This window comes from Parashewanella sp. 2210YD4-3, assembly GCF_056591735.1.
In genome coordinates, this window is sequence record NZ_JBWQOG010000002.1 from 254,268 (window position 1) to 267,036 (window position 12,769).

At 41.2% G+C, this 12,769-nt stretch carries 11 protein-coding genes; 7 read left to right on the forward strand and 4 right to left on the reverse strand.

Going from position 1 to position 12,769, the window contains the following annotated elements; all coding sequences use genetic code 11:
- Positions 1–79: 79 nt before the first annotated feature.
- The gene (locus AC1EU0_RS04415) at positions 80–337 is read right to left on the reverse strand and encodes a hypothetical protein (RefSeq protein WP_480300714.1); all 258 of its coding nucleotides are present in this window, start codon (positions 335–337) and stop codon (positions 80–82) included.
- Between the two features lie 60 nt (positions 338–397).
- Positions 398–1,051: a tRNA1(Val) (adenine(37)-N6)-methyltransferase gene (locus AC1EU0_RS04420; RefSeq protein WP_480300715.1), complete on the reverse strand. Its 654-nt coding sequence runs from the start codon at positions 1,049–1,051 to the stop codon at positions 398–400.
- Between the two features lie 248 nt (positions 1,052–1,299).
- Between AC1EU0_RS04420 and brnQ the strand changes: the two genes are divergently transcribed.
- The 4 genes from brnQ (at position 1,300) to recJ (ending at position 6,220) form a co-directional block, all read left to right on the forward strand.
- Positions 1,300–2,610, forward strand: a complete 1,311-nt coding sequence (brnQ, locus tag AC1EU0_RS04425; protein WP_480300960.1) for a branched-chain amino acid transport system II carrier protein — start codon at positions 1,300–1,302, stop codon at positions 2,608–2,610.
- Between the two features lie 62 nt (positions 2,611–2,672).
- The gene (gene xerD, locus AC1EU0_RS04430; RefSeq protein WP_480300716.1) at positions 2,673–3,581 is read left to right on the forward strand and encodes a site-specific tyrosine recombinase XerD; all 909 of its coding nucleotides are present in this window, start codon (positions 2,673–2,675) and stop codon (positions 3,579–3,581) included.
- An 88-nt stretch (positions 3,582–3,669) separates the two neighbouring features.
- Complete coding sequence (gene dsbC / locus AC1EU0_RS04435) at positions 3,670–4,395, forward strand: bifunctional protein-disulfide isomerase/oxidoreductase DsbC (RefSeq protein WP_480300717.1); 726 nt, start codon at positions 3,670–3,672, stop codon at positions 4,393–4,395.
- 100 nt (positions 4,396–4,495) lie between these two features.
- Positions 4,496–6,220, forward strand: coding sequence for a single-stranded-DNA-specific exonuclease RecJ (gene recJ, locus AC1EU0_RS04440; protein WP_480300718.1), 1,725 nt, complete (start codon positions 4,496–4,498; stop codon positions 6,218–6,220).
- A gap of 32 nt (positions 6,221–6,252) precedes the next feature.
- Here recJ and AC1EU0_RS04445 read toward each other — a convergent pair whose 3' ends face one another.
- Together AC1EU0_RS04445 and fusA are read right to left on the reverse strand one after the other, a co-directional pair.
- Positions 6,253–7,602 (reverse strand): hypothetical protein, encoded by a 1,350-nt coding sequence (locus tag AC1EU0_RS04445; protein ID WP_480300719.1) that lies wholly within the window; start codon positions 7,600–7,602, stop codon positions 6,253–6,255.
- A 173-nt stretch (positions 7,603–7,775) separates the two neighbouring features.
- A complete protein-coding gene (gene fusA, locus AC1EU0_RS04450; protein ID WP_480300720.1) occupies positions 7,776–9,860 on the reverse strand; it encodes an elongation factor G in 2,085 nt (694 codons plus the stop codon).
- Positions 9,861–10,490: 630 nt separating this feature from the next.
- Between fusA and AC1EU0_RS04455 the strand changes: the two genes are divergently transcribed.
- The 3 genes from AC1EU0_RS04455 (at position 10,491) to AC1EU0_RS04465 (ending at position 12,714) form a co-directional block, all read left to right on the forward strand.
- The gene (locus AC1EU0_RS04455) at positions 10,491–10,907 is read left to right on the forward strand and encodes a hypothetical protein (protein WP_480300721.1); all 417 of its coding nucleotides are present in this window, start codon (positions 10,491–10,493) and stop codon (positions 10,905–10,907) included.
- Positions 10,908–11,086: 179 nt separating this feature from the next.
- Positions 11,087–11,620, forward strand: coding sequence for a DUF2878 domain-containing protein (locus tag AC1EU0_RS04460; protein WP_480300722.1), 534 nt, complete (start codon positions 11,087–11,089; stop codon positions 11,618–11,620).
- 203 nt (positions 11,621–11,823) lie between these two features.
- Positions 11,824–12,714 (forward strand): hypothetical protein, encoded by an 891-nt coding sequence (locus AC1EU0_RS04465; RefSeq protein WP_480300723.1) that lies wholly within the window; start codon positions 11,824–11,826, stop codon positions 12,712–12,714.
- Positions 12,715–12,769: the final 55 nt, after the last annotated feature.

Here is a 12,769-nt window from a genome sequence, read left to right on the forward strand (position 1 = left end):
CAGCTACAGTTAATAAGTGAAGAGTGAAACAAACATTTTTGTTACAAGTTGTAACAAAAATGAAATCTAAATATACGAATCAATCTCCACCACCTCCGCAGCCACCACTGTCACCACCATCTCCCCAACTTGAGCCACCACCGTCTGCACCACTGGAGCTTGATTTTTTTGAGCTAGAAGACCAATTAAATGAACCTGAGATAACTAACAAGATGTAAGCAATGGAAAAAACGATAAAGAGTTTGCGAAAATTAAGAGTAGCATCGCCAGCAATATAAACATCGTAGCCCAGTACGCCAAGGGCAATTAAAAAACTGAGTAGTAATTTAGTTTTCATAATAACCTTCCTTGTTTTAATCACCACCACAAGCTACTGATATTTTCAGATAAATGCAATTTATAGATTCAGATAGAACGCCTTTGTAAGGGCTATCATTTCCTCGGTGTAAGTATTATCACGCTCTCTTAATATCAAGCATTCTTCTAATACCGAACTAGCTGCAAAGTTGAGCTCAAGTAATAACCGCCTTGAAGTCTTTCCTCTTACAGGAATGACTTGTACGCGTTTACTGACCTTTAATTGGCTTAGTGATAGTGCCTTTAAAAAACTGTCTTCAGCTTCACAGGGCAAGATCAAGCTTGCACTGCCGTTTTTGCTTAGCAATTGTTGAATACTTTCAATCAAATGTTCAAACGTGAGGGTATTGGTATGACGAGCATTCGCTCTTGAAGCATCAGCCGTTTGAGGTCCAGTTAAAAAATAAGGAGGGTTGCAAATGATATGCTCAAATTTTTTCTCTGAACATGCCACATAATCTCTAATACAATTGTGTTCAACAGTGATCCGTTCAGGCCAAGGGCTTGCGTCAATATTCTTTTTTGCCACATCGCAGCTTGCTTGATCATACTCCACCGCCACAATTGAAGCATTTGAGCGTTGTGCCGCCATTAACGCTAACACACCACTGCCTGTGCCGATATCTAGAATAGTGCTCGAACTTGAAAGGTTTGCCCATGCGCCTAGGATAACAGCATCAGTGCTAACAGGCATTCCACAACCTGTGTCATCAATATGAAATTGTTTAAAACTAAATGGCATAACTAAATAGATGAAAAAAGATATCTGTGTGATCTTGGTAGCTATTGTGCCCCAAAGCAGATGTTACAGCTAACATTCTTTTGTCGACTTTTCTATAAACAGTAGCCAACTGGCTCAATTTCGAATAAGTTATCAGTAAAAACAATTATTAAATCAAAAAATCTTGTAAATAACAGAGGTCTGCTGTGCAAAATAATCAAATGAGTGTCGCTGACACATTTGGGCTTGGCTTTATGACATTCGCCTTTTTTTTAGGAGCGGGTAACCTAATTTTCCCTCCATTCGCGGGTATGTTAGCTGGCGAAAACATGAGCTGGGCCATGATTGGCTTTCTTATTACTGCCGTTGGTTTACCACTCTCAGGCTTGATTGCCGTTGCTCGTTCCAAAGGTAATGTCATGGGCATGCTGCCACCATTTGCAGCTACAGCCTTAGCCGTCGCCATTTACATCATCATCGGCCCTGCTTTTGCGGCGCCTCGTACAGGCCTTGTAGCTTATGAAATTGGTGTTCGACCATTTTTAGAGCATACTTCAGCGGTTTATCACATTGCAGGCTTAGATCTGAATGCATCTCAAATGTGGTCGACGCTCAGTTTCTTTATCATTGCCATGGTATTGGCATTATTCCCTGGAAAATTATTAGATAACGTAGGTAAAGTGCTTACTCCTTTGCTTTTGACATTATTGGTTGTATTGGCCGTTTCAGTCATCATGTTCACAGGCTCTGCACCAGCCGCACCACAGGGTGATTATGCAACTCAGCCTTTGGCTAAAGGTATTCTTGAAGGCTACAACACCATGGATACCTTAGCGTCATTGATGTTTGGTATGCTGATCATTGATGTACTGAAAAAGAAAGGCGTCAGCGATCCTAAAGCACAAACCCGCTATTTAGTCAGAGCAGCGCTCATTGCAGCATCTGGTTTGGCTTTTGTATATGTATCTTTATTCTTTTTGGGCACCAGTGCTGGAGATTTAGCTAAAGGTACGACAAATGGCGGTCAGATCTTAACAAACTTTGTTGATTTCCAGTTTGGCAGTTTAGGCACAATTTTATTATCAACAGTGGTATCTCTGGCCTGTTTGACCACCGCAGTTGGCTTAATTGTGGCCTGTTCTGAATTTTTCGAAGAGCTGATCCCAGCATTTAGCTACCGTCCTTTAGTGGTTTTCTTCAGTGCGATTTGTGCACTAGTGGCAAACGTGGGACTGAGCCAGTTAATTTCCATCAGCATTCCAGTTCTTGTCACTATTTATCCTGTTGCTATTGCGTTGGTAGCCATCACCTTTGTTACCACTAAACTAGCTCGCCCTGAGTTTTCCCATCGCCTAGTGTTAAGCGTAGCATTGGTGTTTGGTATCGTGGATGGGCTTAAAGCAGCTGGTATAGATATGAGCGCATTAAAATTCCTACCTTTATTTGATGATGGTATGGCATGGGTTATCCCAACTTTCTTCACCATCATTGCATGTGTAGCAATCCCAAGACATAAAACACAGCAAGCCTAAGCTTGCTAGTGGGCTTACCTGTTCGTACAATTGAATAACATTGTTTTCATATTTTTGTATTTATGGTAAGCCCTACTTCCTATCAAGCCGACCCCATTATCGAACAATTTTTAGATGAAACGTGGTCTATTCATGGCTTAAGCGATAATACACTTTGCGCTTACCGCACTGATTTACGTCATCTTGATAAATTTCTTCAGCAGCGTCAGTCATCATTAACCAAAACTCAGCTTAATGACTTGCAAGACTTCATTGCTTTTAAAGCTGAAACAGGAATCTCAAAAAGCAGCCAAGCCAGAATGCGCAGTTCAATGCGACGCTTTTTCTTATTCTTATTACAGAAAAAATTAATTGGTAAAGACCCGACCGCATTATTAGGCAAAACTAAGCTCGATGCTCGTATCCCAAAAAGTTTGACTGAACAGGAGGTGGAGAAACTGCTTTCCGCACCAAGCGATGATGACGTTATTGAAGCACGAGATAAAGCCATGCTGGAATTGCTTTATGCAACAGGCTTGCGTGTTACCGAATTAGTATCGTTAACTATAGAGCAAGTCAGCTTACGTCAAGGCGTTATCCGTATCGTAGGTAAAGGTGGTAAAGAACGTTTAGTTCCACTTGGAGAAATCGCATCTGAGCAGCTTGAGCATTATTTAAAGTTTGTACGACATGAGCTCAGTGCTTCGGCCAGTTCTGATGTTTTGTTCCCGTCAAAGCGGGGGCGACAGATGACCCGCCAAACATTTTGGCATCGTATTAAACATTATGCTGTTAAAGCCAATATTCAATCTGAGCTTTCGCCTCATACACTTCGCCACGCCTTTGCCACTCATTTGTTGAACCATGGCGCCGATCTGCGAGTTGTGCAGCTATTATTAGGACACAGTGATTTATCTACCACTCAAATTTATACTCATGTAGCTAAAGCAAGATTACAAGAATTGCATGCAGAACATCACCCTAGAGGCTAAAATTTGATTTAACCGTCATTTAACGGTAACTTTTAGCCCACAATTCCGGTCTAAAAAAGACGAAGCACTTAATCCAATAGGAACCCTCATGAAGTTTGCCCGTATTATGTCACTGTTTACCGCATTAATGGTGACCTCGGCATTTGCCGCAGCACAATCCCCCCAATTACCTGACGACAATGCCATTAAAGCAAAAGTTGAAGGGGCACTTGGCTTGAAAGTATTATCCATGCAAGATTCTCCTGTTCATGGTTTATACCTAACCATGACCAACCGTGGTGTACTTTATATAAGTAATGATGGTTCTAAAGTTATCCATGGCAATATGTACGATTTAGATAATCGTATGAAAAACCTTACCGAAGCGGCTCTAGCTAAACCTCGTGTTCAGCAGCTAAAGAAGTTTGAAAAAGACATGCTGGTGTATAAAGCCAAAGACGAAAAGCATGTGATCACCGTTTTCACCGATATCACCTGTGGTTATTGCCGTCGCATGCACAACCAAATGAAAGAATACAATGATTTAGGAATAACTGTTCGCTACTTGGCCTTCCCTCGTGCAGGCGAAAACTCGTCAGTTGCCAAAGAAATGAAATCAATTTGGTGCTCTAAAGATCCATTAAAAGCGATGGACGATGCTAAAGCCGGCAAAGATATAGCAAATAAAACCTGCCATGCCAATATTGCTGCTCAATATGAGCTTGGGCAAAGCTTTGGTGTAAACGGTACTCCAGCGGTTGTATTAGATGACGGTACGCTTATCCCAGGTTATCAACCACCTGAGCGCATGCTTCAAACGATTGAGCATCATTAATTTAACGCTAAAGAGACTTCTTAAAAAGCCACTGACTCAAACAGTGGCTTTTTTGTTACACTCAGTTCAATTTCATAATCCATAATAAGAGATGAACCCTGTGATAAAACCCATTGTTCGCCGCCCAACTGTCGATGATTCACACCTACCAAACTCTTTATCACCGCTTTTAAAACAGCTTTATGCTCGTCGTGGTATGTTGGCTGAACAGTGTCAAATAGGATTATCCGGCCTATTAAGACCAGAAACATTAAAAGACTTACCTAAAGCCGCGAGTATTATCAGTGACGCTATCGAAGCTGATAAATTGATCACCATTATTGGTGATTTTGATGCTGACGGCGCAACCTCTACTTCTGTGTGTATGCTGGCATTACGCTCTATGGGTGCCTATAAAGTTAACTTTCTTATTCCTAACCGTTTTGATTATGGTTATGGATTAAGCCCAGAAATTGTCGACCTCGCCCATCAGCAAGGTTCAGAGTTGCTGTTAACGGTTGATAATGGTATTTCATCCATATCAGGAATTGATCATGCGAATAAGTTAGATATTCCTGTTGTTGTAACCGATCATCACCTCGCTGGCGAAGAACTACCTCACGCAGCAGCCATTGTGAACCCTAACCAACCAGACTGTCCATTCGCAAGTAAAGCCATTGCAGGTGTCGGTGTGGCATTTTATTTAATGACGGCGATTAAAGCTGAGTTAGTCCGCCGTCAATGGTTTGAGAAACACAATATTGTTCCACCAAACTTGACCTTTTTATTGGACATTGTGGCATTAGGCACGGTAGCCGATGTGGTGCCATTAGATTCCAACAATCGAATATTGGTTGAAGCTGGCCTAAGACGGGTACGTTCAGGTCAATGTCGCCCCGGAATTACAGCTTTATTGGATATTGCCAAACGCGATCCAAGTAAAGCCGTAGCCTCCGATTTTGGATTTGCAGTTGGACCACGTTTAAATGCCGCTGGTCGTTTAGACGAAATGTCCTTGGGCGTTGAATTATTGATGTGTAATGACATGAATAAAGCACGGCAAATGGCTTATGAGCTAGACTCACTCAATCAAGAAAGACGTGAATTAGAAGCAGGTATGCAACATGAAGCGATGCAAAAACTGGCTTCATTAAACCTTAACGATGATGACTTACCTTCAGGACTCGCTATCTATCAAGAAGACTGGCATCAAGGCGTGATTGGCATTTTAGCGTCACGAATAAAAGATCGTTATCATCGCCCAGTGATTGCCTTTGCCAAAGCTGAAAACGGTGAAATTAAAGGCTCCGCTCGTTCTATTAAAGGCTTACACATGAGAGATCTGTTAGCCGATATCAATAACCTAGCTCCCGATCTTATTATCAAATTTGGTGGTCATGCCATGGCAGCCGGTTTATCTCTTAAAGCCGATGCTTTTCCTCGCTTTGCTAAACTGTTTGAACAATTATCCAGCGAGCGCCTCACTCAAGCACAACTTACTGGAGAAATTTTCACTGATGGCGAATTACCTCTGCAATTAATGGAAATGGAAACCGCGAATTTGATCCGCTATGCGGGACCGTGGGGACAAGAGTTTGAAGAGCCCTGTTTTGATGGGCAGTTTCAAATCATCCAACAACGTCTAGTTGGCGAAAAACACTTAAAGTTAGTATTAGAGTCTGTATGCGGCACCATGATGTTCGATGCGATTGCCTTTAATGTGGATCTGAAGCTTTGGCCGGATATGCAAGCTAAGACGGTTGAGTTGGTGTATACCCTAGATGTGAATGAATTTAGAGGTAATCAATCGTTGCAACTCATGGTAAAACAAATAAAAGCAGCTTGAGCGAGCACTGATGGTTAGAGGCTTTTCTGCCTCTAACTTCTGATATCAAGCAATCGCGCTTGTAACTCTTGGTTACGGCGATCCTCCATGCTAGAAGTAAGTTCTTCATCATTAGAATCTACTGTTCTTATTTGGGGAGGACGATTATCTGTCGTTGTACGGCGGTTGTTTTCTGCTTGTGCATCTTCTTCCATTACTTCATTAAACCAATCATCTAAGGATTGTCCTGGCTGTGGTCTTAGGTGCTCCATTGATGTGTGGCGTGAAATGGATGGAGAAGAAGGTGGCGTAGAATTAGGTGTAGAAGATTGACTAGAGTCATCATCACTTTCTTCTAAAGCCTGCCTTGCGGCTCGATGTCTTCTTAGACCCTGCCTTAATAGTTCATCATTGTTATTGTTCTCGGTTTCAAGTTCTAACCCTTCTCTTTCATGCAACTCGACATTTTGATTCCTTGCCCACTGTTCCATTTGGTGTTTTTCTAATGGCGTTAATGATTTTTTCTCCATCAGCCCTGGAATATAAGGTTTATCAGTATCTGCTAATAGCGTTATTCCTCCTAAGGCTATCCGAATCCCTGCCGCAACTTTATCCGCCCACTTTAAACGTGTTTCCTCATCCTTGATATCTAACTTAGTAAAGATTTTATGCAATAATGTTCCAAGTGAATCCCCATGTAATGCTGCGCCATCTTTTCCTTTATGGCGACCAACAACATCATAGGTAGTGCAAGCGGTATCACTGATAGCCACCACTAAGTTACCCGCTGCAATGAGCAGTAATGGTGAAGCTAAGCCAGCACTTAATACCGTTATGGGAACTGCTACCACTGTTAATCCTATAGTCAATGCTAACGTACCGATTCGATATCCAGTTTCTGTTTTTGATAAATCCTTACGAAACTCGTCAATGCTTCGTTTATGCTGAGTTGTAATAAACTCGCTATGTCTTCTGAGGTTTTCAAGCTCTCTATTGTCTTCATCTGCCGCGGGGTCAGGCGTAGGAGGAACGGCATCTTGATGGGTTAAATGAACAAAAGAATTCTCTAATTCATCAGGGGGTACAGCATCTTGATGGCTTACCCTAACAAAAGAATTTTCTAAACTATCATCAGTAGCATTAGTTGCTGTACTAGCGTTACTCGATGAGCGGTTAGAACGCGTTAAATTGCCATTTACACTAGACGCACGTGAACGAGAAAGTTCGGGGTGTGATAATGGGTGAGGCACAGAAGTAGGCTCGGGTAAATCAAGCTGAGAGGGATCAAATGAGCCTGATGATTCTAATCGCTCAGCGCGAGTTGGTTGAGTATTACTAGGAGTAATCTCGTTATCAAATTCATCATATAAAGGGACACCATTTGGTCCTAATTCTACAGCCATAATTATTCCTCTATGATTATCCCCCAATGTCCTATTGAATAATAATAGTAGGCGTAATTTAGCTAAGCAATTGAATTAGATTAGACTTTGATTAATTTTGATTCATAAAAAAACCGCTGAATCCAATATGGAACAGCGGTTTTTATCGTTAAAGTACTAGAGCTTTAAAACAATTACTTGTTTGCTTCTCTTTCTTTAACGTCAGCGATAACTTTTTCAGAAACGCTTGCTGGACATGGTGCGTAGTGTGAGAACTCCATAGAGAACTGACCACGACCAGAAGTCATAGTACGTAGTGAACCGATGTAACCGAACATTTCTGAAAGCGGTACGTCAGCCTTAATACGAACACCTGTTACGCCAGCCATTTGGTCTTTGATCATACCACGACGACGGTTAAGGTCACCAATTACGTCACCTACGTTGTCTTCTGGGCTGAATACGTCAACGTGCATCACAGGCTCAAGAAGCTGTGCGCCAGCTTTTGGCATAGATTGACGGAATGCACCTTTAGCAGCGATTTCGAATGCGATAGCTGAAGAGTCAACGGCGTGGAATGCACCATCAGTTAGCTCTAACTCAACGTCAAGCACAGGGAAGCCAGCGACAGTACCAGTTTGCATCATAGATGCGAAACCTTTCTCAACTGCAGGCCAGAATTCTTTCGGTACGTTACCACCCACTACTGAAGAGCTGAACGTGAAGCCAGTGTTAGGCTCACCTGGACGGACAACATAATCAATCTTACCAAATTGACCAGAACCACCAGACTGCTTCTTATGAGTATAAGAATCTTCAATGATTTTAGTGATAGTTTCACGGTATGCTACTTGTGGCTCACCAACGATTAGGTCAACGCCGTAAGTACGCTTCAAGATATCAACTTTAATATCTAAGTGAAGTTCACCCATACCTTTAAGGATGGTTTCACCTGAATCTTCGTCAGTTTCAACGCGGAAAGATGGATCTTCTGCAACCATTTTACCGATTGCGATACCCATTTTCTCACTACCACCTTTATCTTTTGGAGATACAGCGATAGAGATTACTGGCTCTGGGAATACCATAGCTTCTAGAGTACATGGGTGCTTAGGATCACATAGAGTGTGACCAGTTTGCACGTTCTTCATACCCACGATAGCGATGATGTCACCCGCTTGAGCTGAATCTAATTCGTTACGCTCGTCTGCTTGCATCTCAACCATACGGCCAACACGCTCAGTTTTACCTGTAGCAGAGTTAAGGATGGTGTCACCCTTCTTGATGCGACCTGAGTAGATACGTACGAAAGTAAGTGCACCGAAACGGTCATCCATAATTTTGAATGCAAGCGCTTTTAGTGGCTCATCAGCAGAAACGATAGCGTGTTCGCCAGTTTCGTTACCTTCTTCGTCAGTTAGAGGCTGTGGATCAACTTCTTGAGGAGCTGGTAGGTAATCAACAACAGCATCTAGAAGTAACTGCATACCTTTGTTCTTGAACGCAGAACCACAGTATGTAGGGAAGAAGTCTAACTTTCTTGTACCTTGACGGATACAACGCTTGATGTCTTCCATAGAAGGTTCTTCACCTTCCATGTAAGCTTCCATTAGATCGTCATCTTGCTCAACAGCTGTTTCGATCAGTTGCTCACGGTATTCTTCAACCATGTCAACCATATCGGCTGGAACGTCTTCGATGGTGTAGTTTTCAGCTTGTCCTGTTTCATCCCATACCCATGCTTTACGAGTAAGAAGATCAACAACACCTTTAAATTCGTCTTCGATACCAATTGGTAAAACCATTACCAATGGGTTAGCGGCTAGAACGTCTTTAGTTTGCTTAACAACGCGTAAGAAGTCAGCACCCATACGGTCTAACTTGTTTACGAAGATGATACGAGCAACTTCTGATTCGTTCGCATAGCGCCAGTTAGTTTCTGATTGTGGCTCAACACCACCAGAACCACAGAATACACCAACACCACCATCAAGAACTTTAAGAGAACGATATACTTCAACGGTGAAGTCAACGTGTCCTGGAGTATCAATAACGTTTAGACGGTGTTTGTTCCACTCACAAGTAACAGCTGCTGACTGAATGGTAATACCACGCTCAGCTTCTTGCTCCATGAAGTCAGTTGTTGATTCACCATCGTGAACCTCACCAATCTTATGAATTTTACCGGTAAGCTTTAGAATACGCTCAGTGGTAGTAGTTTTACCCGCATCAACGTGAGCAAAAATACCAATGTTTCTGTATTTTGATAAGTCAGCCATGATTCAACTTTTATCTAGTTAGGTTAAAAAGTAGACGGAGTATGCGAATAACCGACACACCACACATCAGAATAAAGGGATCGTTTCGAAATAATTTGCCAATTTGTTACTGCTGAAAATTGACAAAATCAAGGCACGAATCATGAAGCTTAGTAAACTAAGCGATTGATGAGTAACGCCGAGTGTGTCAATTTTAAGCGTAACCCTTTGGGCTGCGTTCATTTTCAGCTGATGCTGCGTTGTCGAGCGCTCATGTAGAATAACTACACGTCACACTCTCCGCCTTGCAACACCAGAAAATGCACTGCAGCAAATGGGTAAATTATTTCGACACGATCCCTAGGGCGCATATTGTAAAGTGGAACGAGCACAGGCGCAATTAGCTAGTGCAAATTTTAGCGTTTCAAATAATCATTACATCAGACAACAAAAAATACCTCATATTAAACAATGCGTTACAGGTAACTATTTTTTCTGTTTTTTTTAGTTAAAAAACAGAAATACAGAGATAACGCTGTTTTTAGATAAAAGTCGTATTCGTCACGTTGGTTAATCTTTATTTATCAACTCTGGTGATAATGAGGTCGAGGGAGTAAAAAGAACAGGATTGATTTTATTTAGGAGTTCAACATGGGAACACGTTCTAAAGTTTTATACGCTCCACTGCTACTTTCCCTAACTTCATTAGTTACTTTTAATGCCTTGGCTTTTCCTGTCTCACAAATGAAATCTGGAAACTATCAAGCGTTTTTCCAGCATGGGCTACCTGGTGATATGAAAATATGTAATCAAACATTGAGTATCGGTAACACCAATAACTCTCCAATCAATATTAATATTGAGTACACACCACCAAAGGACATGCCTCCATGTTCATTAAGCCATACAGACTTAATTTGTAATGCCAACGGCTTATGTGCTGGTGAAGAAAATGATGAACAAATTGTTGTCAAATTCATCCACAATAATACATACCAATGGGAAGATATAACCAGAGGGTTTGGTGGTGAGCTGTTACTGAGCAAACCTCAAAAACCAAGCGAGTAAGCTTAAAATCGAAGGTTTTATCAAAAAATGTTTGATAGCTACGGGCGTGACATTAGTCATATATAACTTTAAAAATTAAGCATGATCCAACCATTAAATAATGGAAAAAGAATAAGTGATCCATTGTTCATATGGTTGCGTATTGCATATAACCCCACAATTAAGGATGAGGTGTGGTTATGTTGTACAACCTAGTAATTTTCAGTATTTTGTGGCTGGCTTGTGTACTTTTCGGCAATATGGCAGTCCCTTTCGTCGCTTTGTTCTCCGTCTTGTATTTTTTAAAATACAAATCCATTTCTGATCTAAACCTAATTTTATTCATCGTAGCATTAGGTGGATTAGCTGATACCATTTTGATGCACTTTGACATCATTGAATACCGTCACCATAACGAATTTCAGCACAACAGCTCTGTTGCTCCACTGTGGATGTGGGCTATTTGGTTAAGCTTCGCCATAAGTGTGAAACCTTTTCTTCAGTGGCTGGCGCAGTCAGTATGGTTACAATTGCTTTTTGCCGTTACGGCTCCAGCATCCGCCTACTTTATAGCCCAGCAGCTCGGTGCAATGAAGTTTACCTTACCCAATAGCGAAATATTTATGCTACTCGGCATGATAAGTGCGGTTCTGTTCCCATTGTTCACGGCAATACAGAAGTGGACTGATGAAGATAAAATGTCTACTCACAAGCCAAGGCTTATTAAGAGTTAATGACTCTCCGGTCAAATTCCCCTTTTTAAAATTAAAAGGGGATTTTTTTATAAAAAATACCCATATATGATAGAAGCAGACAATCATCTTTAAAATCTGTACGTTACTGTACACAAGATGATTAATTTGTATTTATCTTTCATTCCGAATACGAACTATGCCAAGCATAATAATGACTCTTGAAACCACCAGAGATCACCACTATGGTTGCAACAGTAACTTCTATAGAGCAAGTGCCGAGTAGTCCGGAGCAAGAAACTCTTATTGAGTGCTTTGATCCTCAAAAGATGAGTATGCAGCAGTTTGCTCAGCAGAATGAATTTAAAACCATAAAAAATGAGTTACATGCACACTTAACCGAATTATCATCCGCACTTACTCAGCAACACATAAGTCCAGATAAAATACAGCAACTAGATCAATTAGTTCAATTTGTAGAAAATGCACCTGCTAACCTAACACAAGAAAAATTTGAACGACTCTTTTGTGAATTTTGTGTTGAAATGAAAACTTTTCATAGACTTTTCCATAGTGGCACTTATGTGGACCACAAAGGAGTAAGTAAACTACAGATAGTCAAAGGGCAACACCAAGACTTGGATATCGATAACCCAGATTTACCCAGCGATCTAAAAAGGATAAATCAACAGCTCAAAGAAATAGAAAGTGAACAGCAGCAATATCAATTAAAATCAGAAAAAGTTTTTGACTTAATTCAACAATCAGCAAAATTTCAGGGGATTATTTCTCGCGATTTAGAAACACTTCCATCTTTATCGTCATTAGAGCCTGTTCATCCGAGAGCTCCATCAGAGGTTTTCCAGCCTGATGATGCCTTAGATATTAATGAACAATTATCACACAGTCTTGATTTGACCGACTCAGCCGTAAGCCAATCTGAAGAACCCGAAGCACAACAGGGTGATGCACGAAAGCTAAGGTACCACCAAAGTCACTTAACCTTTCTTCTATGTTCTAGAGTAGGTTATCCCCAATCAGATGAACCGGATTCTCCTGCCCCAAACTACAATGAAGCGTTCATTCGCGAACTTCTAGACTGCGTGAAAACGACAATCCTCCCTGAAGTTAAGTAAATCCAAGCTAAAACATTTTATAAAAAAATCCCCAGACTAAGCTGGGGATTTCTCT

What these genes read in the sequence shown, in the direction of transcription:
- xerD (WP_480300716.1), top strand. Translation starts at nt 2,673, where the DNA reads ATGGTAAGCCCTACTTCCTATCAAGCCGACCCCATTATCGAACAATTT.
- fusA (WP_480300720.1), bottom strand. Translation starts at nt 9,860, where the DNA reads ATGGCTGACTTATCAAAATACAGAAACATTGGTATTTTTGCTCACGTT.
- brnQ (WP_480300960.1), top strand. Translation starts at nt 1,300, where the DNA reads ATGAGTGTCGCTGACACATTTGGGCTTGGCTTTATGACATTCGCCTTT.
- AC1EU0_RS04415 (WP_480300714.1), bottom strand. Translation starts at nt 337, where the DNA reads ATGAAAACTAAATTACTACTCAGTTTTTTAATTGCCCTTGGCGTACTG.
- AC1EU0_RS04465 (WP_480300723.1), top strand. Translation starts at nt 11,824, where the DNA reads ATGGTTGCAACAGTAACTTCTATAGAGCAAGTGCCGAGTAGTCCGGAG.
- dsbC (WP_480300717.1), top strand. Translation starts at nt 3,670, where the DNA reads ATGAAGTTTGCCCGTATTATGTCACTGTTTACCGCATTAATGGTGACC.
- AC1EU0_RS04445 (WP_480300719.1), bottom strand. Translation starts at nt 7,602, where the DNA reads ATGGCTGTAGAATTAGGACCAAATGGTGTCCCTTTATATGATGAATTT.
- AC1EU0_RS04460 (WP_480300722.1), top strand. Translation starts at nt 11,087, where the DNA reads ATGTTGTACAACCTAGTAATTTTCAGTATTTTGTGGCTGGCTTGTGTA.
- AC1EU0_RS04420 (WP_480300715.1), bottom strand. Translation starts at nt 1,051, where the DNA reads ATGCCTGTTAGCACTGATGCTGTTATCCTAGGCGCATGGGCAAACCTT.
- AC1EU0_RS04455 (WP_480300721.1), top strand. Translation starts at nt 10,491, where the DNA reads ATGGGAACACGTTCTAAAGTTTTATACGCTCCACTGCTACTTTCCCTA.